20 protein-coding genes are annotated in these 22,430 nt (G+C 65.8%); 8 read left to right on the top strand and 12 right to left on the bottom strand.

From position 1 onward, the window contains the following. The first annotated feature begins 192 nt into the window (after nt 1-192). From VGR99_RS02770 to VGR99_RS02760, 3 genes are all read left to right on the top strand, one after another. Nucleotides 193-3,015 carry a DUF2235 domain-containing protein gene (locus tag VGR99_RS02770; RefSeq protein ID WP_326896771.1) on the top strand — a complete coding sequence of 941 codons (2,823 nt, stop codon included), beginning with the start codon at nt 193-195 and terminating at the stop codon, nt 3,013-3,015. 107 nt (nt 3,016-3,122) lie between these two features. Further along, nucleotides 3,123-3,806 (top strand): response regulator transcription factor, encoded by a 684-nt coding sequence (locus VGR99_RS02765; protein WP_326896770.1) that lies wholly within the window; start codon nt 3,123-3,125, stop codon nt 3,804-3,806. Beyond that, on the top strand, nt 3,803-5,725 hold the full coding sequence (locus VGR99_RS02760) for a sensor histidine kinase (protein ID WP_326896769.1): 1,923 nt from the start codon (nt 3,803-3,805) through the stop codon (nt 5,723-5,725). The genes VGR99_RS02765 and VGR99_RS02760 overlap by 4 nt, the downstream gene beginning before the upstream one ends. 135 nt (nt 5,726-5,860) lie before the next feature. Here the strand turns inward: VGR99_RS02760 and VGR99_RS02755 are convergent, their stop codons facing one another. Continuing rightward, nucleotides 5,861-6,151, bottom strand: a complete 291-nt coding sequence (locus VGR99_RS02755; RefSeq protein WP_326896768.1) for a hypothetical protein — start codon at nt 6,149-6,151, stop codon at nt 5,861-5,863. A 235-nt stretch (nt 6,152-6,386) separates the two neighbouring features. Here VGR99_RS02755 and VGR99_RS02750 point away from each other — a divergent pair, with 235 nt between their 5' ends. Continuing rightward, the gene (locus VGR99_RS02750; protein WP_326896767.1) at nt 6,387-6,611 is read left to right on the top strand and encodes a cysteine rich repeat-containing protein; all 225 of its coding nucleotides are present in this window, start codon (nt 6,387-6,389) and stop codon (nt 6,609-6,611) included. Between the two features lie 54 nt (nt 6,612-6,665). Here VGR99_RS02750 and VGR99_RS02745 read toward each other — a convergent pair whose 3' ends face one another. The 4 genes from VGR99_RS02745 to VGR99_RS02730 all read right to left on the bottom strand — a co-directional run bounded on the left by VGR99_RS02745 (nt 6,666) and on the right by VGR99_RS02730 (nt 9,627). Further along, nucleotides 6,666-7,367 carry a hypothetical protein gene (locus VGR99_RS02745; RefSeq protein WP_326896766.1) on the bottom strand — a complete coding sequence of 234 codons (702 nt, stop codon included), beginning with the start codon at nt 7,365-7,367 and terminating at the stop codon, nt 6,666-6,668. Between the two features lie 74 nt (nt 7,368-7,441). Beyond that, entirely contained in the window at nt 7,442-8,152 is a 711-nt protein-coding gene (locus tag VGR99_RS02740) for a hypothetical protein (protein ID WP_326896765.1), read from the bottom strand. A gap of 135 nt (nt 8,153-8,287) precedes the next feature. Then, the gene (locus tag VGR99_RS02735; protein WP_194479426.1) at nt 8,288-8,536 is read right to left on the bottom strand and encodes a hypothetical protein; all 249 of its coding nucleotides are present in this window, start codon (nt 8,534-8,536) and stop codon (nt 8,288-8,290) included. Nucleotides 8,537-8,634: 98 nt separating this feature from the next. Further along, the gene (locus tag VGR99_RS02730) at nt 8,635-9,627 is read right to left on the bottom strand and encodes a nitronate monooxygenase (protein ID WP_326896846.1); all 993 of its coding nucleotides are present in this window, start codon (nt 9,625-9,627) and stop codon (nt 8,635-8,637) included. Nucleotides 9,628-9,735: 108 nt separating this feature from the next. On the opposite strand from VGR99_RS02730, the gene VGR99_RS02725 reads away from it, so the two are divergent. Then, a complete protein-coding gene (locus VGR99_RS02725; protein ID WP_326896763.1) occupies nt 9,736-11,298 on the top strand; it encodes an AMP-binding protein in 1,563 nt (520 codons plus the stop codon). Between the two features lie 341 nt (nt 11,299-11,639). On the opposite strand, the gene VGR99_RS02720 is transcribed toward VGR99_RS02725, so the two are convergent. From VGR99_RS02720 to VGR99_RS02690, 7 genes are all read right to left on the bottom strand, one after another. Beyond that, complete coding sequence (locus VGR99_RS02720) at nt 11,640-12,413, bottom strand: thioesterase family protein (protein ID WP_326896762.1); 774 nt, start codon at nt 12,411-12,413, stop codon at nt 11,640-11,642. 180 nt (nt 12,414-12,593) lie between these two features. Further along, a complete protein-coding gene (locus VGR99_RS02715; RefSeq protein ID WP_084806387.1) occupies nt 12,594-13,562 on the bottom strand; it encodes an NAD(P)H-dependent flavin oxidoreductase in 969 nt (322 codons plus the stop codon). Between the two features lie 296 nt (nt 13,563-13,858). Next, nucleotides 13,859-15,259, bottom strand: coding sequence for an aspartate ammonia-lyase (locus VGR99_RS02710; protein WP_326896761.1), 1,401 nt, complete (start codon nt 15,257-15,259; stop codon nt 13,859-13,861). A 28-nt stretch (nt 15,260-15,287) separates the two neighbouring features. Next, nucleotides 15,288-15,812: a hypothetical protein gene (locus VGR99_RS02705; RefSeq protein WP_326896760.1), complete on the bottom strand. Its 525-nt coding sequence runs from the start codon at nt 15,810-15,812 to the stop codon at nt 15,288-15,290. A 100-nt stretch (nt 15,813-15,912) separates the two neighbouring features. Then, nucleotides 15,913-16,515 (bottom strand): YqaA family protein, encoded by a 603-nt coding sequence (locus VGR99_RS02700; RefSeq protein WP_326896759.1) that lies wholly within the window; start codon nt 16,513-16,515, stop codon nt 15,913-15,915. Nucleotides 16,516-16,549: 34 nt separating this feature from the next. Then, complete coding sequence (hisE, locus tag VGR99_RS02695; RefSeq protein ID WP_326896758.1) at nt 16,550-16,954, bottom strand: phosphoribosyl-ATP diphosphatase; 405 nt, start codon at nt 16,952-16,954, stop codon at nt 16,550-16,552. A gap of 132 nt (nt 16,955-17,086) precedes the next feature. Beyond that, entirely contained in the window at nt 17,087-17,461 is a 375-nt protein-coding gene (locus VGR99_RS02690; RefSeq protein ID WP_326896757.1) for a hypothetical protein, read from the bottom strand. A gap of 229 nt (nt 17,462-17,690) precedes the next feature. Here VGR99_RS02690 and VGR99_RS02685 point away from each other — a divergent pair, with 229 nt between their 5' ends. The 3 genes from VGR99_RS02685 (at nt 17,691) to VGR99_RS02675 (ending at nt 22,301) form a co-directional block, all read left to right on the top strand. Beyond that, a complete protein-coding gene (locus VGR99_RS02685; RefSeq protein ID WP_326896756.1) occupies nt 17,691-18,740 on the top strand; it encodes an ABC transporter substrate-binding protein in 1,050 nt (349 codons plus the stop codon). Nucleotides 18,741-18,832: 92 nt separating this feature from the next. Beyond that, the gene (locus VGR99_RS02680) at nt 18,833-20,629 is read left to right on the top strand and encodes a glucan ABC transporter ATP-binding protein/ permease (protein WP_326896755.1); all 1,797 of its coding nucleotides are present in this window, start codon (nt 18,833-18,835) and stop codon (nt 20,627-20,629) included. Between the two features lie 190 nt (nt 20,630-20,819). Continuing rightward, entirely contained in the window at nt 20,820-22,301 is a 1,482-nt protein-coding gene (locus tag VGR99_RS02675; protein WP_326896753.1) for a D-alanyl-D-alanine carboxypeptidase family protein, read from the top strand. Nucleotides 22,302-22,430 lie beyond the last annotated feature (129 nt).

Below are 22,430 nucleotides of genomic sequence, written 5' to 3'. Positions count from 1 at the left end.
GCTTCGCAATAGCGGCCGCTTCGCAAACAGGACTCAAAGCCCGGCTTACCCGGGCTTTTCTTTTGCCGATTGTGGCGGAGTTCATAGACGGCCGGGGAGACGCGGCTGTGAAATACTGCTTCACGATGAGATCACGGATGAATTTCAAGGATGCCGCACGAAAGCATCCCACCTGAATCTTCGGAGGGGTCCATGACGCACCAGGATGAGGCGCTGCACGGTGGTCCTGCAAGGCCGAACCACACGCACGATGATCCAGGGGTCGCGACGAATGCACCCGGCGCACCGGCGCCGAGGCGCAAGCTGGTGCTGTTCGCCGACGGCACGGGCAATGCGTTCACCACCCAGGAATCCAGCGTCTGGCGTCTCTATGAGGCGCTCGATCATACCGAGCCCGATCAGATCGCGCATTACATCAAGGGCGTCGGCACCGCCGGCTGGGCGCCGCTCGCCGCGCTCGACGGCGCCACCGGCATCGGCGTTCCCTCCAACGTCCGCAAGCTCTACCGCTTTCTGTGCTGGAACTGGCGCGAGGGCGACGAGATCTACATCTTCGGCTTCAGCCGCGGCGCCTTCACCGCGCGCACGCTGGCGGCGATGATCTCCAGCCAGGGTCTCGTGCCTGCCGTGATCGACGACACCCCCGTGTCGCATGCGGAGATGGAGCGCAACGTCAAGGCGGCCTGGCGCGAATATCGCCGGGCCACCGTGCCCTGGACCAAGAGCCTCCCGACGATCTGGGTCACCCGCTGGATCCGCGACCTCCTGCTCTTCATTTATCACGGGATCTGTGGACACCGTTCCTATGCCGACGTGCGCAGCAGGATGGGCGTGCGCAAGGACGTCGAGATCGAATTCCTCGGACTGTTCGACACCGTCGAGGCGTTCGGCGTCCCGGTCGAGGAGCTCCGCCTCGCCATCGACTGGGCGATCTGGCCGATCTCGTTCCGCAATCACCGGCTGTCGCACAAGGTCAGGCAGGCCTGTCACGCGCTCGCGCTGGATGACGAGCGCACGACGTTCCATCCGCTCCGGATCGACCAGAGCCACCTGGCCGACGGCCAGGTCGTCAAGGAAGTATGGTTCGCGGGCGTCCATTCCGACATCGGCGGCGGCTACCCGGAATCCACGTTGTCCTTCGTTCCGCTGGTCTGGATGGTCGAGCAGCTCGGCGACAAGCTCCGCTTCCAGAACGGCGAGATCGAGCATTTTAGGGAATATCAGTCGGCGATCGGACCGCGGCACGATTCGCGCAGCGGCGCGGCGGTGCTGTACCGCTACGGGCCGCGCCCGATTTTGATCGGCGAAGAGAACGGCGGCCGGCCTGTCGTGCACTTCGCCGTCATCGAGCGCATGCTGTTCGGCTGCGACGACTACGCGCCGATCATGCTTCCAGCAGACTGCCTCGTGCTGCTGCCGGCCGAAACGACGCTTCCGGACGGAACGGTGCTGCCGGAAGGAACGCTGCTGCCGCTGCAATCGGAAAAAGAGGACGAGGAAGAGAAGAAGCGTGAGGAAGCGGCCTTCCGTGAGGTGCTGAAGGTCGCCTATCTGGCAAAGGCGACGGGTCCGCGACGCATGCTGGAGGCCAAAGCCTTCACCACGATGAGCACGCCCGATCCGGCTATGTCGAGCCTGACGCGCGACACGGTGTGGTGGCGCCGCGTGGCGTATTTCTCGCTGCTGTTCATGGTCGCCTTGATCGCGGTCTTTCCGTGGATCGCCCGCGGCCTGGTCGGCTCGTCCGAGGACAACGGCCTCCGGGACACCTGGTTCTTGAAGCTCGTCACCGACGCCGACTGGCTACTCGGCGCGGTCGTGGCGCCGCTCACCAATATCCTGAGAAACCTGTTGCCGTCCTATGCGGCGCCGTGGCTCGACATTGCGACCTATTACCCGGTGCTGGCATCGGCCGTGCTGCTGGTCACGCTCTGGGTCTGGAACAAGAACTCCGCACTGCGCGACAATATCCAGGAGCGCGCGCGGCTCGCCTGGAACACGCCGCGCCGCAAGGCAAGCCGTAAACACATCGCAACGTCCAGCGGCGCGCTCTCCTTCGCCAACTGGATGCGGCACAACGCCGGAGGGGCCCGCAACCTGTTCGCCAGACGGCTCATGCCGATCGGCTTCCTGTTCATCATTTTCAGCTCGGCCTTGCTGATCGCATCCACCAGCACCTTCACCGGCCGCGTCGCGCTCGGCAGGGTCTGCGCGCCGCCTGAGATCAAGGACGCCAGCGGCACGCACGCCGAACGCGGCAAGCCGGTCCTCGACGAGCCGTTGACTGCCGGCACCGCGTTCGAAACCCGGGACTTCTGCTGGTGGAGCGGTCTCGCCGTCGAGAAGGGCCGCAAATATCGCGTCTGGCTCGACATCGACGAGCCCTGGTTCGACCGCACCATCATGACCGGCGTGAACGGCTTCCAGACGGACCTGGCGCGTTACATCTTCCTGCCGATGCGCCGGCTCTATGGCGCCGACTGGTTCGAGCCGGTGGTGCGGGTCGGTTCCAAGGGGATGAACGACATCCCGCTCACGGCCGTCAATGTCGAGCCGGCAGACGTGCTGCCGCGCCGGAAGAACCCGACACTTCCAGCCGAGGACGATCTGGATAAGAGCTCCAAGCACAGATATTGGGTCCGCGTCGAGGAAGAGCTCGGTGACAAGGATCCGCGCAGCGCGAAACTGGAAGCGCTCGGCGATTTTCAGCCGATTCCGACCGAAGACCTGCCGGCCGCCGGTGAGGTGTGGAAGGGACAGCATCTGACCGGCCATGTGGTGGCCGAGTTCGTCGCCCCCGATTCCGGCGAGCTGTTCTTCTACGTCAACGACGCCGTCCAGATCTTTCCGACCGTGCTGCCCAGCGGTTTGATTCCGCGGTGGCTCGCTCCCTTCCAGGGGCGGACCGAAAAATTCTACGACAACAACAGCGGCACGGCGCGGATTAAGGTGCAGCGGCTTCCGGTGCCGTCGCAGCCGCCTGAAAAGCCGGCGCAGACCGTGTCTGCCCAATAGAGGAGCCACCGGGCTGTCGAGCCCCATGATTATGGGTGTCACGGCATCCGCGCTGCGGCTAAACTTGGCCTCGCGCCGCGGGGGACACGCGGTGCGGGACGATGAACATGAGCGAACAGGGCGAGACGGGTGAGGCCATCACCATCCTCCTCGTCGAGGACGACGCGCCGACCTGCTGGCGGCTCCAGGACGCGCTGGTCAAGGCGGGCTACGAGGTCCGCAGCGCCGGCACCCTGGCAGAGGCCCGCTCGGCGCTGGGCGAGGCGGCCCCGCGCGTGCTGCTCACCGATCTCAGGCTTCCCGACGGCCACGGCATCGAACTGATCCGCGAGATGAGGCAGCGCTTTCCCGACACAGAGATCATGGTGATCTCGGCGCTCGGCGACGAGGAGAGCGTGATCTCGGCGATCACTGTCGGCGCCACCGGCTATCTGCTCAAGGACGCCTTCCCGACCGACATCGCCACCACTGTGCGCGACCTGGTCGCCGGCCATTCGCCGATCTCGGCCTCGATCGCCCGCTTCATCGTGCGCAGGACGCAGGGGACCGCGCAGAGCACGGCGGAGCCGCCGCCGGGCCCCGCGCTCAACACCGCAAGACTCACCCCGCGCGAGATCGACATCCTCTGGGGCATCGCAAAAGGCTTCAGCTACGCCGAGATCGCGAGCCATCTTGGCCTGTCGAAGCAGACCGTGCCCGGCCACATCAAGAACATCTATCGCAAGCTCGAGGTGCACACGCGCAGCGAGGCGGTGTTCGAGGCGGTGCAGCAGGGCCTGATCAAGCTGTGAGCGAGATCGCGGCGAAGGCCCCCACACGCCCACGGCGCCGGCTGATCGTGTCGCGCCTCGTACCCTATCTGCTGCTGCAAGCGCTGATCGTGATCGCCACCATCCTCGGGCTGCGGCTGCTCCAGCCCAGCGATCCCGAAGACTTTGCGCTGAGCGGATTTTCGCTGCGCGAGGATGGCGTGACGCGCGCGGTGACGCTGCCGCACTTCACTTCTTCACGCTATTCGCTGGCGGATCCGCCGCTCTATACCGGCGCCTTCACCTTCCGAAGCGGCGATGCGGCATCGGGCTGGTCGGTCTACCTGCCGCGCTTCAGCAATGCGGTGGAGGTCGCCGTCAACGGCGTCGTCGTGCTCGACTCCCGCCGCGATGCCAATGCCAACCGGCCCGACCGCAACACGCCGCAGATCGCCGTCATCTCCTCTTCGCTGCTGCATGACGGCAGCAACGAGATCACGGTGCGGCTGTTCGTGTGGGGACCGCTGAAGGGCTTTCTCGACACCGTCTATGTCGGACCGGATGCGGCCTTGCGCCCGTCCTACGAGACACGCACGCTGCTGTTCGTCACGCTGCAGGTGGCGTTCTCCGCCTGGCAGTCGATCCTCGCCGTCATCCTCGCGATCATGTGGCTGATGCGGCGCCGCGAGCCGGTCTATGGCGTGCTGGCCGTGGCGATGGTGCTCGGCGTGGTCCAGGCATTCATGCCGCCGCCGGTACCGCCGGCCACCGTATCGCGGCTCGCCGCGGTGCTGCTCGCCTCTGCGCCGACCGAGAGCGCGTTGATCGTCACCTTCGGCGTGCTGTTCTTCGGCTGGCGCTGGCCGCGTTACGGCATGCTGCTGTTCGTGCCGGGCCTCATCGTGTTCGCGGTCGGGCTGATCGCCGGCCCGCCGCTGCCGCGCATCCTGTTTCTCGTGCTCGGCATCCCCACGGTCGGGATCTGCCTGTTCCTGATGGCCTGCGTGACCGCAACCGCGGTGGTGCGGCGGCAGGACGCCGCCAGCTTCACGATCGGCTGCGCGGTGACCATCGTGCTGACGTGCTGGGTCCACGACATGCTGTCGGTGTTCGAGATCGTGACCAACGAGCGCATCTTCGTCTCGCGCCTGTCCTATTCGGCGATGCTGGTCGCGATCGGCGCCGGGCTGACCTGGCGCTTTGCCCGCGCGCTGAACCAGGTCGACAGCTTTGCCGGGCAATTGGTGACCCGCGTGCGCGAGGCCGAGGAGCGGCTGAAGGCGAGCTTCGCCCGCGAGGAGGAGCGCGCCCGCGCCGCAGCCCTCGCCAACGAGCGCACACGGCTGATGCGCGACCTCCATGACGGCCTCGGCGGCCAGCTCGTCAGCATCGTCGCGCTGTCCGAGCGCGGCCATGAGGGTGCGACCATCACGGATGCGGCCCGCGCAGCGCTGAAGGATCTCCGCCTCGTCATCGACTCCATGGACGACATCGGCGGCGACCTCATGCTCGCGCTCGGCTCCTGGCGCGAGCGCGCGACCGCTCAATTGCGGCCGCACGAGATCGCGCTCGACTGGCGCGTGGCGACGCCGCAAGGCCTGCCGCTGCATCCGGAATTGCGGCCATGGCACGTGATCCAGATCGTGCGCATCCTCGACGAGGCCGTGACCAATGCAGTCAAGCACGCCCAGGCCCACAACATCGCCGTCACGATCGAGACGCTCGACGGAAGCCAGGGACCGTACGGCGTGATCAGCGTGATCGACGATGGTTGCGGTTTTTTACCGCCCGGCCACGGCGAAGCCGTCGGCGCGAGGCACACCGCACGAGGCCTGCGCAACATGAGAAGCCGCGCGGCGCGTTGCGGCGCGACGCTCGATCTGAGCTCGGATGCCTCGGGCACGCGGGTGCGGCTGCAATTGCCGCGGATTTTCCTCGACAGCGACGCGGCTGCGGGCTGAAAAGCCCCCTCCCCGAGCGGGTGGGACGCGCGGAGAGAGGGAACGGGCTGGATGATCTGCCTGCGGAGGACGGGGGGGTCGTCCGCACGGCTCCTTTGCCCGAAACGATGCAATCAACTCAATCGAACGAGATCGTCAGCGCACACCGACGCGGTTGACCGGACCGCCGCGGTTCATCGGCGTTCCCGCGCGAACGCCGACACCGGGCGCACCGACGCCGGGCGTGGCGACGGCGGCTGCAGCCACCGGCGCGCCGGGCGCAACCACCACCGCCGCCGTCGGCCGCACCACGCAGCCCTTGGGCACGCCGACCGTCTTGCAATAAACCACAGCCTGCGCCGGGCTCGTGCCCAGCGACACCATCGCCGCACCCGCCAGCACCATGATCGTCAGCCCGGCGCTCAGCGCTCCCACTTTCATCGACATCTTGCTCTCCTGCTTCCCGTTCGGCGTCCCGGTGCAATCACCGGGTTTCGCAGCCGACGTGCAGCCTGAATGGCAAAAGACGGCGCGCCGATACATGCCATGAAGATGGGGGTGCAGCCGTGGGGAGCTCACGCCGATGCCATGAACATGGCATGGACCGCCCGCAGGCCTCTGCGAGATGGTCCGGCCCGCCCGATCCCAAGCGGGGCCAATCACGATTCCAGAGAGGTGCTTTATGAAGACTTCAGTTCTTGCCGCGCTGCTGCTCGCCGCCGCCGTCCTTCCTGCCGCGGCGCAATCCGGCCCGACTCCGCAGGAGCAGATGGCCTGCCGCAGCGACGCCAGCAAACTCTGCGCCGAGCATATCGGCAAGCCGCCGCAGATGAACGCGTGCCTGCGCGAGAACAAGTCGAAGCTCTCGGATCCCTGCCGCAAGGTCGTCGAGTCGCACGGCGGTTGATACTTTCCGGAAAGAAGATCGCGCGCTCAGCAAGCCGCTGGGCGCGCCGGCACGTCAATCGTCGTCGGGACCGAACAGCATCATTCGTGGGAAGCCGCTGCGCGGACGGTTCGCAACATCGCGTGAATCTGAATCTTCGCGAACATTGCGGGCGACGTCGTCCCAGTCGGTGCGGTCGCGCGTACCGCGTTGCTCGCGCGAATCGTAACGATGGCGATCGGCCCAGCGCTCGCGACGCTCCACCCGGCGCCGCTCTGACGCAGCACGCTTCACGTCGGAATCCCTGGCCTTGGCGTAGGCGTTATCGGGGGACGCGGACGGCTCGGTCGATGTCTGCTGCTCGCCAGGTTTTGCGGCTTGCAGCGGCGAAGCCGATGCCGGCTTGGGCGGCTCGACGGCCGCCGCTTGCGACGGCGGCGGCGCCGGCGATTCAGCGTTCGCCTGCGTGGCCTGCGTCTCGGGCTTCATCGCAGGCTTGATGTCAGCTTTGGCTTCGTCCTGCGCCTGCGCGGGGACCGCAATGACCGCGCCGAAAGCCTGCGTGCCGGTGAGATATTGGACGCGCTCGGACGGCGCATTCGTCGTCGCCGGTGTCGCAGCGGTTTCAGCGCGCTGCGCCATCTTGCTTGTATCCGGCCCCTGCTTGGGCGCGATCGGATTCATGATATTGCCGGCGACGATGCCGCCGCCGAGACCAATGGCGATGGCGGCGACGATCGTTCCGGCACCGACGAAATAGGCTGTCGAGGCGCGCATGAGCCCACTCCCTGTTTGGGGCGGGCAACGCGTGAGGATTGCCGGATGTTCCTGATGTCGGCGGGAACCGCGCCTCAGATCTGCTGCGCGACCTTCTCGAGCCCGATCAGGCGGGCGAGCTTGCGCACTTCTTCCTTCTGGTCGTCACGCAGCTGGAACAACAGCGGCATCGCGGCCGACTTCAACTCCTGCACCTCGTCGCAATTCGGATCGATCTGCGAGCCGGGCGGCGCGTTCGGATTGGACAGCTTGTTCGCCTGGATCTTGCGGGCGACGTTGCGCAGCGCGGTCTCGACCGAGGGCCAGTAATATTCCTGCGACGACGACAGCTTCAGGCGATCCTTGATGCCCGAGATCTGAACGTCGGACAGCAGCGAATAGGATTTTTGCGGCTGCGGCTTGGCGACGACCTTCGGCTTGGCCGGGACCTCGACGGCAGGAACTGCCCCGGCGGCGGGCGCCTCATGCGCGTTGGCCTTGGACATCGGGAAATCGGACGGCGTGGCGGCGGCAAAGGCCTGGCGCAACGGCTCGGTCAGGACCGGCGCCTGCGCGAGCTTGTCGGCGGACACCTGCACCGGCTCGATTGCGGCCGAGGCCAGCGCCAGCGTCGGAACCAGACGGTCGGCCTTGGCGGCGCGGTTGGTCGAAAGCTGCTTCGGCGGAGCCTGCGTGATCATCTCGGCACTGACGCTGGGTACGCTGTCGCGGCCGAGAATGGCGGTGGTGGCCGCACCGAGGACGAGGAAGCAGGTCAGGACGACGATGGTGATGGCTCTGGACAAACGTCTCTCCGGAAGTGCCGGCTTCACGAGTTTGTTAGCGTTGCCCGGAAAAAGGGCGCGAAATAAGGCTTGAGTGTGCCTTCGTTGCGACAATCGCTGTGCCTGCAGCGACACGCCCCGAAAAAGCCAAGGAAATCAGGCGGCTGCGGCCAGATCGTAGGCGTCCTGGATGTCGGCGACGATCTCGGAGGCCTCCCAGACCGCCCGCGGCTCGACCGATTGCAGCGTGACCGTCCAGTTGCCGCCCCGGCGGGTACGGGGGACGCTGACGATGTCGAAGCGCACATTGCGGCACAGCGGGTGGCGGGCCAGCGCGTGGGCGACGCGGACGCGAATTTCGTCCAGCGTTGCGGCTGTCTTGCTGTTGAGAAAATCGAAGTCCATCGCCTGTCCCTCTCGGTCCTGATTGGCGGCCGTGAGGGGATTCTTGGCGGGGCTTGGTTAATCTGCCGTTAAATGCGGGCTGTCGGAGCCATGCGGGATTAACCGTGCTGGCCAGCGCGGAACGTTAACGCGCCGCCGGCGTCGCGGTACTCGGCAGCCGTCCGGGCCACGAGATCCTCGACCGGCATCACGTCGGTCACGCCCGATGTCGAATGCCCGCCGCTCCAGATATCGCGCCAGCGCTTGGGCCGGTTCTCGCGCGCGGCGACGTCGATGTCCTTGGCGATGTCGATCGCCCCGCGCGCCGGCAGGTCATCGGGATCGAGACCCGCAGCGACGATCGACGGCTTCAGCATGCTGGTCTGAAGCCCGGTGAACGCGGTGGTCAGCAGGATGTCGTCGGCGCTGCTCTCGACCAGCATCCGCTTGTAGTGGTCATCCGCCATGCTCTCGCGCGTCGCGATGAACTTCGTGCCCATGTAGCCGAGATCGCAGCCGAGCACTTCCGCGGCGCGCAGCGCACGGCCATCGCTGATGCCACCCGCAAGCACGATGATGCCATCGTAGAACGCGCGCACCGCACGAACGAAGGCGAACGGGTTAAGCCAGCCGGTCTGCCCGCCCGCGCCCGCGGTGAGCAGCACGAGCCCATCGGCACCTGCTTCGGCTGCGCGTTCGGCGTGGCGGATCGAGGCGACGTCCGCCAGCACCAGCGCGCCAGCGTCATGCAGCGGCTTCAACACTGGCGCGGGCGAGCCGACCGAGGTGATGACGATCTCCGGTCTCTGCCGCAGCAGCAAGGCGAGATCCTGCGGGAGCCGCGCATTGGAGCGGTGCACGATCAGGTTCGGGCAGAGCGGCGCCGCCCTCCGGCCGGTCTGATCCTCGTGCTGCCGCAGCCGCGCGCTGATGTCAGTGAGCCACTCGTCGAGTTGTTCCGTGTTGCGGCAATTCGCGGTGGGGAAGCTGCCGATCACGCCGCTCCGGCAGGAAGCGACCATGAGCTCGACGCCCGACACCAGAAACATCGGCGCAGCGATCAGCGGCAAAGCGAGACGATCAGCGAAACGTTGCAGTCGATCTGAACTCACGCATGCCTCCCTCGCGCGGGCTTTGTCGTTCCATCCCGCATTCCCTGTGCTAGCGTTGCGGCAAACATTGGCACGCAAAACGCCGACAAAAAAGCAGCGAGGGAACATATGTCCGATCCGCTCCACGCATCGTCCCCGACTTGCGCGCAGACGCTACGGGCGCTGGCGCGCTATCCCGATCGTACCGCGTTCGCCTGGCCCGGCGGATCGCTGAGCTATCAGGGCACCATCGACCTGATTGGACGAATCCAGGGCGTGTTCATGCGGCTTGGCCTGCAGCCCGGCGCGCGCGTCGCCTTCCTCACCGCGAACCGCGCCGACACCTGGTGCGCCGGTGTCGCCGCGCAATTGTCGCGGTGCTGCATCACCTGGCTGCACCCGCTGGGATCGCAGAGCGACCAGCTCTTTCAGCTTGAGGACTCCGAAGCCGAAGTGCTGGTGGTCGATGCCGCCGCGTACCGCGAGCGTGGTGGCGAACTCGCGGCGAAAGCAAGCATGCTCAAGGCGGTCTTCACCATGGGACCGGCGGATTATGGCGTCGATCTGCTGCAGGCCATCGAGATCGAAGGCCACGCCAGCCCGCTATGCCTCGCGGGCCTCGACGATCTCTCCACGCTGAACTACACCGGCGGCACGACCGGCAAGTCCAAGGGCGCGCTGCGCTATCACCGCGAGAACGCCGGGGCCGCCGCCGCGATCCTCGCCGACTTCGAGATCCCCGAGGCCGCGCGCTATCTCACGGTGGCCCCGATCAGCCACGTCGCGGGCACGAAGGTGCTGCCGACGCTGATGCGTGGCGGCACCGTGCACATGCTGAAGGGTTTTGATCCCGAGGCCGTGCTGGCGACGATCGCGCGCGAGCGCATCAACTTCACGCTGTTCGTGCCGACCATGATCTACGTGCTGCTCGATCATCCCGCGCTGAGCAAGACCGACCTCTCCTCGCTCGAGCTCGTGCTCTACGGGGCGTCGGCGATGTCGCCGAGCCGGCTGATCGAAGGTATCGAGCGCATCGGCCCGGTGTTCTCGCAGCTCTACGGCCAGACCGAATGCTATCCGGTCTCGGTGCTGCGCAAGGCCGATCACGATCCCAAGACGCCGGAGCTGTTCCTGTCCTGCGGCTTCCCGATCGCGGCCTGCGAGGTCAAGATTCTCGACGACAACGACCAGGAGGTGAAGACGGGCGAGGCCGGGGAGATCTGCGTGCGCGCCCCGCACGTGATGGCGGAATACTGGAAGCGGGCCGACATCACCGCCGAGACGCTGAAGAACGGCTGGGTGCACACCGGCGACATCGCACGCAAGGACGAGCGCGGCTACATGTTCATCCTCGACCGCAAGAAGGACATGATCGTCACCGGCGGTTTCAACATCTTTCCGCGCGAGGTCGAGGACGTGCTGTCGCAGCATGCCGATGTCGCGATGGTCGCGGTCGTCGGCGTTCCCGACGAGAAATGGGGCGAAGCCGTCACCGCTGTCGTCGTGCCGCGCGAGGGCGCAAAGCCCGATCCGGACGAGCTGATCAACATGGTGCGGTCGCGGAAGGGCTCGGCCCATGCGCCCAAGCAGATCCAGTTCGTCAAGCAGCTGCCGATGACCGGCGTCGGCAAGGTCGACAAAAAGGTATTGCGAGCGGGCTTCTGGAGCGGTCGAGACCGGATGGTGGGGTAAAACCCCGGGATTTTACGGAGCCATTGTGGCTCCGGCACCACAACCCGCGGCGGAGTGCACGTTCACGGCGGCCGACCGATTGCGGGCGAATCAGGGAATCAACTAGACCCGCTGACGGGGCTGGGAAGCGGAGTAAGAAATGAGAGTCGCTTCCCTGGAAAGTGCAGTCGCCGCGATCACGCTGATCACGGCTATCGTCGTGGTGCTGTGGGAGATCAAGATCTTCTACGGAATATGAACTGGCAGGATGCCACGTCGAACACGGCCAAGCATCCCTTCCGCGGCGGCGGAAGCCTGCCGTTCAATCGCCCAATGCGCGATCACGGCGTTTGACGTCACGCTCACCGCTTCTCGATCACCAGGCTCTGCACCGCGCGGCCAAAGTAGCCCTGCCGATCGGCGAGCCGCGACATCGCGAGCCCCGCACCATCAGGTCCGATCCAGGATTCACCGTCGAGCAAAATCCAGTCGCCGACCGGCGGGCGCGCGAGGCTCACGGTGAGATCGGCGTTGATGTAGGTCCAGGTGCGGAAGTCGAGCATCGAGGCGGTGCCGTTGGAGAAATCAGCGGCGACCACAGCGCGCATCGCCTGCGAAACCGCTTCGCCTTCGACCAGCGGATGATCGAGGCGAAACCAGATTGCACCGGCGCCGGCCTGGCCGAAGCGGCCGCGTGCGGCGCGCATCGAGACCATGCCCGCGAACGGACTGGTCGCGCCGTGGCCGTCCTCGACCAGCGAGTCCTCGGGCGATGGCAGCGTGACCGGCAGATCCCTGACGTCATCGGGCAGAGGCTGCGCCTGCTGCTTGATCTTGAGCACGGTGGCACCGACGACCTGCACGCCGTCGGCGAGCAGCCTGACCTCGCAGAGCTGGATCTTGCGGCCCTCGCGCAGCACCTCCGTCTCGATCGTGAGCGGCGCAACGGGCACCGGGCGCATCAGGTCGATGGTAACGCGCGCGATGTTCATCGGCACCGGCGTCGGAATGCGCTCCGCCGCCCACGTCACCAGCGCCGACGGCGCCGAGCCGTGCTGCATGCGCCGATCCCATGGCCCGGCGGCATTGGGGCTGGTGACGACGCTGTTGCCGTCGACGCGGTAGATGGCAGTCATATCTTGCTCGATGTCTCGTCTGGCGTTCCCCGGACGCAGCGCAGCGCCATCAGCGCGTTTACGCGCGTCTTTGACGCTATTGCGGTGCGCTGCTGAGCCGGGGTCCATGTGCTGCGGCGATGGGTCCCGGCTCTGCGCAGCAGCGTTGCACGCTGCAGCGCGTCCGGGACACGAGACCGATCACAACGGCGGATCGATCGCCTCGTCATATTCCTTCTTGAAGCGCGCAATCAGCTCGGCAGCGGGGACGACGCCCTCGATGCTGCCGATGCCCTGGCCCGAGCCCCAGATCTCCTTCCAGGCCTTCGGCTTGGCGCGCTCACCGGAGGCGTCGGTGCCGAAATTCATCTTGGAGGGATCGGAGGTCGGCAGGTTCTCCGGATCCATGCCGGCGGCGAGGATCGACGGCTTCAGGTAATTGCCGTGCACGCCGGTGAAGAGGTTGGAATAGACGATATCGTCGGCCGTCGAGCCCGCGATCATCTCCTTGTACTTCTCGACCGCGTTGGCTTCCTTGGTGGCGATGAAGGCCGAGCCGATATAGGCGAAGTCGGCGCCGAGGATGCGCGCGGCGCGGATCGCCTTGCCGTTGCCGATGGCGCCCGACAGCGCGATCGGACCGTCGAACCACTTGCGTGTCTCGGCAACGAAGGCGAGCGGCGAGATCGTGCCGGCATGACCGCCGGCGCCGGCCGCGACCAGGATCAGGCCGTCGGCGCCCTTCTCGATCGCCTTGTGGGCGAATTTCTGGTTGATCACGTCGTGGAAGACGATGCCGCCCCAGCCGTGCACCGCCTGGTTCAGTTCCTCGCGCGCGCCGAGCGAGGAGATGATCATCGGCACCTTGTACTTGGCGCAGAGCTGCATGTCGTGGTCGAGCCGGTTGTTCGACTTGTGCACGATCTGGTTGACCGCGAACGGCGCCGACGGCTTGTCGGGATGGGCGCGGTCGTAGGCCGCGAGCTCCTCGGTGATCCGCGCCAGCCACTCGTCGAGCAGTTCCGGCGGCCGCGCGTTCAGCGACGGGAACGAGCCGACCACACCCGCCTTGCACTGCGCGATCACGAGATCGGGCACCGAGATGATGAAGAGCGGCGAACCGATCACGGGGATCGACAGGCGCCCCTTGAACAAGGCAGGCATGGACATTGCGGAACGATCCTCTTCTGGCGGTCAAACTGAAGTTGGGAGCCATACCAACAAGGCAATCTTTCCACTGTCAAGTATTGCGTTTTGACGCCGTGGCGGATGCCGTTACCGCAATTCCAACGCGCGGAATTCCTTCCGTTACCCGTCTTCTCCGTCATTGCGAGCGAAGCGACTTGTCCGCCGAAGCCTTTGGCGAAGGCGGAAGCAATCCAGTCTCTTTCCGTGGAGACAGTCTGGATTGCTTCGTCGCAAGAGCTCCTCGCAATGACGAGGCGAGAGCTGCGGACAACGACCGCCTACCCGATCAAATCCGGATTGATCAGCCGCTCGAACGAGAACATCTCGTCCCATTTCTCCTGCGTCAGCAGCTTGCGCTCGACCACGACGATCTGGTGCAGCGACTTGCCGCTCTTGTAGCCCTCGCGGGCGATCTCGGCGCATTGCTTGTAGCCGAGCAGCGGCTTCAGCACGGTGACGATGCCGAGCGAGTTCAGCACCATGTTGCGGGTGTGATCCTCGTTGGCGGTAATGCCGACAATGCAGTTCTCGCGCAGGCTGTTGACGGCGCGCTCCATGGTGCGGATCGAGAAGAACAGCGCGAACGAGATCACCGGCTCCATCACGTTGAGCTGGAGCTGGCCGGCGGATGCCGCGAGCGTCACCGTGGTGTCGAGCCCGATGACGAGGAAGCTGGTCTGGTTGACGACCTCGGGGATGACAGGGTTGACCTTGCCCGGCATGATCGAGGAGCCCGGCTGTAATTGCGGCAGGTTGATCTCGTTGAAGCCGGCGCGCGGGCCCGAAGCGAGCAGCCTGATGTCGTTGCAGATCTTCGTCAGCTTGCTCGCGGTCCGCTTCAAGACGCCGGAGAGCTGCACATAGGCACCGGTGTCCGAGGTCGCCTCGACGAGGTCGCCGGCAAGAATGAAGTCGACGCCGGTCAGCGCGCTCAGGTGCCTGACGGCCAGCTTGGGATAGCCGACGGCTGCGGTGACCGACGTGCCGATCGCGGTGGCGCCGAGATTGATCTCGCGCAGCAGCGCACGCGCCTCCGAGATGCGGTCGACCTCCTCGCCGATCGTGGTGCCCCATCCCCGGAATTCGGCGCCGAGCGACATCGGCACCGCGTCCTGCAGATGGGTGCGGCCCATCTTCAGCACGCGGTCGAATTCGCGCCCCTTGGCGAAGAAGGCCTCCTGGAGCTGGCGCAGCGCCGTCATGTAGCTCTCGAGCCGCAGGATCAGTGCCAGCCGAAACGCGGTCGGATAGGTGTCGTTGGTGGACTGGCCGTAATTGACGTGATCGTTCGGGCTGACGTGCTGGTAGTCGCCTTTCTTGAAGCCGAGCGACTCGAGCGCGAGATTGGCGATCACCTCATTGGCGTTCATGTTGGTCGAGGTGCCGGCGCCGCCCTGGATGAAATCGGTGACGAACTGATCCATCATGTCGCCGGCGATGACGCGGTCGCAGCCGAGGATGATCGCGTCGGCCACCTTGGCGTCGATCGCACCGAGATCGCGGTTGGCCATGGCCGCGGCCTTCTTCACGTAGCCCAGCGCCTTCACGAAGTAAGGCTCCTGGTTCATCGGAATGCCGGTGATGTGGAAGTTCTCCTTCCCGCGGATGGTCTGGACGCCGTAGTAGATGTCGTCGGCGATCTCACGCTGTCCGAGGAAGTCCTGCTCCGTGCGGCTCATGGGCACTCCTATGCTCGCGCGACGTCCTTTAGTTCTGGCACAGCGCGCTGGTGACGAAGGTATCGGTGCGGCAGTCATCCGGTTTGCGTTGCCTGCCCGGAATGAGAACCTTGGCCGAGCATTTCTCGGCGGAGTCGGCATTGAGGCCCTTGCCTTCCTTGTAGCCCTTGCTCTGGCAGAGCTGGTCGGCGGCGAGCTTGCAGTCCGGCGCGCCGTTCGACGAGACCGGGCACACCACGCGCCCCGAGACCATGGTCGACGGCTTCGCCAGCCGCGACAGATCGTTCATGGTCTCGCTGGGGCTTTTGATCGGCGGCAGGATCGAGGGCAGCTTGTCGAACAGCTTGCCCATTTCGTTGATCAGCCCGGGATTTTCCTCGCGGGCCGGCGCTGGCGTCGAGGGCGGCGGCGCAGCCTGCGGCCCCTGCTCCCGCAAGCCGAGCGTGGGAGCGGATTGCGGCCAGCCGGTCCCGCCGGCTGTGAGCAGGAGCGAAAGCGCCGCAGCTATCAGCGTCCCCAGTCGCAGGACCGGATTGCCGGATCGAACCATCATGACCGCAACCGTAGCCGAACCCGGCGCGGCGGCAAAGCGCGTGTTATGAAGCGAGCATGATCCTGTCGGAAAACCGCTTCACACTTTTCCGGATCATGCTCTAGATCAGCTTGATCGCGACCACGAAGCCGAGCACCAGCACGATGGCGCCGAGCGCGACCCACAGGCCGAGATGCTTCTCGATCCGCTCGCGGATCCAGTCGCCATAGCGGTTGAGCAGGATCGCGGCGATGAAGAAGCGTCCGCCGCGCGCGACGATCGAGCAGAGCACGAACAGGAGAAGATTATAGCCGGCAAAGCCCGAGGTGATGGTGACGAGCTTGTAGGGGATCGGCGTCAGCCCCTTGAGCAGGATGATCACCGCGCCCCATTCGGCATAGGAGGCGCGGAAGGCATCGACCTTGTCGCCGAGGCCATAGACCTGGATCAGCCAGTGACCGACCGAGTCGAACAGCAGCGCGCCGATGGCATAGCCGAGCAGGCCGCCGAGCACCGAGGTGATCGTACAGACCGTGGCATAGACCCAGGCGCGCTGCGGGCGCGCCAGCGACATCGGGATCAGCATCACATCCGGCGGGACCGGAAAGAAGGAACTCTCGGCAAAAGACACCGCGCCCATGATCCAGAGCGCATAGGGCTTGTGGGCGGCGTCGATGCACCAGTCGTAGATACGTTTCAGCATGGCGCCGCGATGAAGCACCATGGGACGGATTTGTCCATCGTGGTTTTGTGACGATCTAGTGGCGCTTGCGCGTCCCGCGCCCTTCCAGCGCGACAATTGGCCGCCGCGTAGATATGCGGGGTGACGCGACTTTGGGCAGCTTCATCGGCGATTTCGGCAGCTTCTCGGCGATGCCGAGCATGTCTTCCCGCCGCGACATCTCGCGCCAGACGTCCTCGGGCCGCACGCCGGCCGAGGCCCAGAGCACGGTGAGATTGTAGAGCAGATCGGCGCTTTCACGAACCACGGCTTCGCTGTCGCCGTTGACCGCATCGATCACGACTTCGATAGCCTCTTCGGCCAGCTTCTTCGCCATTTTGGAGGGGCCGCGCTGAAACAGGCGCGCGGTGCGCGATGTTGCCGGATCAAGGTCTCTGGCCGCGAGCACAGCCAGATATAGCCGCTCGAGCGAATCACTCATGTATTGAAAACTACTCTAAACCAATGGCGAGCGTGTTAACGTTCGACAGTAAAAGCAAAAAGCCGGCCGCCGCGGCAAGCGCGACGGCCGGTTATGGTCAAGACTTGCTAGCCAAGGACTTGCTAGCCAAGGCTAGTAGCAGTTCTGGACGTAGCCCTGGCCGCAGAGCTCGGACGGGGCCGAGCCGCCGTAGCGTTGGTACTGGTAGTTCGGGCCCGGGCCGTAATAGGGACCATAGGCCGGGCCGCTGTAATACGCAGGGCCGCCATAATAGCCGTAGCCCGGCCCCGGACCGTAATCGTAAGCATAGGCGTCGCGGGTCGCGGCGATCGCAAGGCCGGTGCCGACGATGCCGGCAATCGCTGCGGCAGCCGCTGCGCCGCCACCACCATGCCAATGGCGGCCGCCCGCGTAAGAGGCGGTCGGGGCGACTGCGGTCAGCGCCACCACGGCGGCCGTGGCAAGGACGGCCTTGCGGCCCGCAAATCTGGAAAATCTGTCGAACATGTCCTGGACCCTCCTTGGGACCTCGAATGTGGTGCCTGACGACAGGCTCATGTCTCTCAAACACCCGCATCCCATGTTGGGTTCCCCAACCCCAACACAAGCTGAACGGGGTTGCGTGATCATGACGCAACCGCCGCTCATCCGCCGTTCATGTTGACGCGCGCACGCTCCTCATCGGCCGGCGCTGCGAGCGTCACGAACCCACAACAATGCGGGACCGGCGCGACTGATGGCAGGATTCAAGACAATCGTTCTTCGCGCTCTGCTGGCCGCTGCAATGTCGCTTGCCGCGTTGACGGCACGCGACGCCATCGCGGCCGAGACCGCCGCGCCGTCCACCGCGATCCACTTCACGTTCGATCGTCCGGTCGACGCGAGCATGGCGCCGTTCTTTCTGGCTGCAAAGGACGGCAGCTTCGGCACCGAGCGCCTCAACGTCACCTTCAACAATGCGGCCGGATCGCCGGAAGCGCTGACGCGCGTCGCCAAGGGCGACAGCGAGCTCGCACTCGTCGACATCAACGAGCTGATCCGCTATCGCGACAAGGACGACGCTGCGCCCATCAAGGCGGTGTTCGTGCTGTTCAACCGCGCGCCCTATGCGATCGTCGCGCGCAGGAGCCGCGGCATCCATTTGCTGCCCGATCTCGACGGCAAGACCGTCGGCGTCGCCGACGGCGATCTGTCGATGCGATTGTGGCCGGCGCTGGCACAGCAGAACGGCATCAATGTCTCGCGGGTGAAATTCCACAAGATCAGCGCGGCGGTGCGCGAGCCGATCCTCTCCGCGGGGCAGGTCGATGCGGTCGCGGGCTTCAGCTATCTCTCCGCGGTGAACCTGCGCGACCGCGGTGTGCCCGGCGCCGATCTCGTCGTGCTGCGCTATGCCGATTATGGCTGCGAGGCCTACGGTTTTGCGGTGGTGATCAACCCCGCCTTCGCCGCAGCGAAGCCCGACGCGGTGAAGGGCTTTATCCGCGCGCTGATCAGCGGCATCAACGCCACGGTCAAGGAGCCGGCGCGCGCCGCGGACGAGGCCGCGAGCCGTATCGACGACGGGGACCGCGATCTCGAGCTCGAGCGCCTGCGCACCGTGCTCGTCGACAACATCCTGACCGACGAGGTCAAGCGCAACGGCCTCGGCGGCATCGACCCGGCCCGCCTCGACCGCTCGATCGAGCAGGTCGCGCAGGACTTCAAGTTCCGAAAACGTCCGGTGGCGGGCGATGTCTTCGACGACCAGTTCCTGCCGCCGGTCGAAAGCCGGCTGATCAACTGAGCAAAACCGCTAGCTTCCGCTGTATCTCGCACCCAATCCCTGCTTAGAATATGGGCTCATCCGTCGTCGCCGAGCCCGAGTTCTTCGCCCGCATGTCCATCTTACGCCTCTACACCCGCGTTCTCGAGCTGCTCGGCAAGGAAGCACGGCTTGGCTGGCTGCTCGCGGTCGCCAATCTGCTGCTGGCGGCCTCGCAATTCGCGGAACCCGTGCTGTTCGGCCGGATCGTCGACGTGCTCTCCGGCAAGGCGGTCGCCGGCTCGAATTCGGCATGGCCGTTCCTGGGCGCCTGGGTGGCGTTCGGACTGTTCACCATCGGCTGCAGCGCGCTCGTGGCGCTGCAGGCCGATCGGCTCTCCCACCGCCAGCGCCAGGCGGTGCTGACGGATTATTTCGAGCACATCCTGCAGCTGCCGCTGACCTTCCACTCCGGCACCCATTCGGGCCGGCTGATGAAGGTGATGCTCAACGGCACCGATGCGCTGTGGCGGCTCTGGCTCGGTTTCTTCCGCGAGCACTTTGCCGCGATCCTCTCGGTCGTGGTGCTGCTGCCGCTGTCGCTCTATCTGAACTGGCGGCTGGCGATCCTGCTGTTCGTGCTCTGCGTCGTCTTCACCGCGCTGACGACCTTCGTGGTGCGCAAGACCTTCGGCATGCAGATGGCGGTCGAGGAGCACTACAGCGAACTCTCCGCACGCGCTTCCGACGCGCTCGGCAACGTCGCGCTGGTGCAGAGCTTCGTGCGCGTCGAATCCGAGGTGAAGGGGCTGCGCTCCGTCGCCGACGACCTGCTGGCCGCGCAGATGCCGGTGCTGTCCTGGTGGGCGCTCGTCACCGTCATCACGCGCGCCTCGACCACCATCACGGTGCTGGCGATCTTCACGCTCGGCATCGCCCTGCACGACCAGGGGCTGACCTCGGTCGGCGAGATCGTGATGTTCGTGAGCTTCGCGACGATGCTGATCCAGAAGCTCGAGCAGGTCGTGAGCTTCATCAACAACGTGTTCATGGAAGCGCCGCGCCTGCGCGAGTTCTTCAACGTGCTCGACGCCGTGCCCGCGGTGCACGACCGGCCCGACGCGATCGATGCCGGCCGGCTGTCCGGCCTCGTCGAGTTCAACGACGTCACCTTCTCCTATGACGGCAAGCGCCCGGCGATCGAGGACCTCACCTTCACCGCGCTGCCAGGCCAGACCATCGCGCTGGTCGGCCCGACCGGTGCCGGCAAGTCCACCGCGATCGCGCTGTTGCATCGCGCCTTCGATCCGCAATCCGGCATCATCAAGATCGACGGCATGGACGTGCGCGGCGTGACGCTGACCTCGCTGCGGCGAAACATCGGCGTCGTGTTCCAGGAAGCGCTGCTGTTCAACCGCTCGATCGAGGAGAATTTGCGCGTCGGCAAGCCTGATGCGACCGAGGCCGAGATGCGCAAGGCCGCCGAGCGCGCGCAGGCGCTCGACTTCATCGAGCGCAGCGGCGGCTTTGCGACCAATGCCGGCGAACGCGGCCGCATGCTCTCCGGCGGCGAGCGCCAGCGCCTGTCGATCGCCCGCGCGCTGCTGAAGGACCCGCCGATCCTGATCCTGGACGAGGCCACCAGCGCGCTCGACGCGGTCACCGAGGCCAAGGTGAACGCCGCTCTCGACGAAGTGATGAAGGGCCGGACCACCTTCGTGATCGCCCACCGCCTCTCGACCATCCGCAATGCAACGCGAATCCTGGTGTTCGAGAATGGCCGCGTGATCGAAAGCGGAACCTTTGATGAACTCGTGGCCAAAGGCGGCCATTTTGCCGAGCTCGCCAAGGCCCAGTTCATGGTTCACGAGACTGCACGGGCCAGTGTGACGGCCGCCGAGGCTGCAGCGACAGCAGCCAAATCCCCCTAGCAAGTCCCCGTAGGACCGTCGAAATTCGGCCTATTTCATTGCGGAATACCCCGCCGAAGCCCCTATTCTCGACGCACGAGCCGGTATAGGTTTGCGACGCCGCAAGCGGCGGCGCTGGATTTCAAGAACCGAACATCAGATCACGAGAGCCGACCGGAACCGGCGGGTCTCCAAGGACCGGAATCGGATAGTGCACGCCATTCGCCCGCTGCTTCGCAAATCGCTGTTCAACCTGGTCGCTGCGACGATCGCATGCGCCGCTCTGTTCGCGCCGCGCGCAGCGCATGCCGAAGCGCTGCTGCTGATCGAAGCCGACAGCGGCAAGGTGTTGCAGGCGGAGAACGCGACGATCCCGTGGTACCCCGCGTCCGTCACCAAGATCATGACCGCCTATGTGACGCTGAAGGCGGTGAAGGACGGCAGGCTTACGCTCGACACGCTGCTCACGGTGTCGCCGACCGCCGCCTCGCAATCGCCGTCGAAGATGGGGTTCCGGCCGGGAACGCAGCTCACCGTCGACAACGCGCTGAAGATGATGATGGTCAAGTCGGCGAACGACATGGCCGTGGTGCTCGCCGAAGGCGTCGGCGGATCGATCGACGGCTTCTCCGCGATGATGAACGACACCGCGCAGCGGCTCGGCATGACGCAGACGAGCTACGTCAATCCGAACGGCCTGCCCGCGGACGGCCAGATCACGTCCGCGCGCGACCTCGGCATTCTCGCGCGCTCGTTCCTGCGCGACCTGCCCGAATACGAATACTTCGTGCACATCCCGGCGATCCGCTTCGGCAAGCGCGTCACCGGCAATTTCAACAAGCTGATCGGCCGCTATCCCGGCGCCGACGGATTCAAGACCGGCTTCATCTGCGCCTCCGGCTATAATCTCGTGGCCTCCGCTACGCGCAACGGCCGCCGGCTGATCGCCGTCGTGCTCGGCGCCAATTCCGGCACCGCGCGTGCGGTGAAGGCGGCGCAGCTGCTCGAGCGCGGCTTCAGCCAGGACAATCTCACCTGGCTCCGCCCCTCGCTCGGTACCGTCGACAGGCTGGTGCCGGTCGACGCCTCGCCGCCGAACCTGCGCGAGGACATGTGCGGCGGCCACCGCAAGCGGCCGGCCAGCGACGACGACGATGCGCTGATCGCCACCAATGGCGGCACGTCAGGATCGGCCTCCGCCACCGGCGGCGAAGCCCAGGTCACCTTCTTCACCGCCGGCCTGCAGCCACCTCTGATGAAGGCCTCCGAGCTGATGGCCACCGCTCCCGCGGCGACAGAGCCCGTGCTGGTCTATACCGGCCCGACCCGCACCGGCACCGCCCTGATCGCGGCGGTCGCGGCCGATGCCGACCAGCAAGCCACGCCGAAAGCGCGTGGCAAGAAGTCGCGCGTCGCCAAGAAACCTGACGCCAAGCCTGACGCCGCCGACAAGCCGAAGGACACGGCCAAGGACAGCAAGACTGCCGCGGCGAAGCCGGCGGCCAAGCCCGAAGCAAAGTCGGACGCCAAGACCGCAGCCAAGCCGGCCGGCGCCAAGCACGCCGCGGCCAAGCCTGATGCGGCGGCGAAACCCGCTGAGAAGCCTGCGGCAAGCGCTGATCATGCGGCGAAGCCCGCCAAGCCCAAGGCCGCGACCAAGCCTGCTGCCGCGAAGCCGGCCAACAACAGTTAACGCCGCCTCGGAATTAAACCTCCGCCCGCGCTTCGCAGTTGCGGCAACGCGGTTTGCGCCGATTCCAGTAGCCACTCCCGGACCTTTGTCCTAAGCCTCCACGGCTTGCCACCCGTTCCGGCAGGCTCG

It is taken from the genome of Bradyrhizobium sp., from assembly GCF_035935975.1.
Taxonomy (GTDB): domain Bacteria; phylum Pseudomonadota; class Alphaproteobacteria; order Rhizobiales; family Xanthobacteraceae; genus Bradyrhizobium.
The sequence above is the reverse complement of the archived record's forward strand: the minus strand, read 5'-3'. Positions and strand labels throughout refer to the sequence as shown.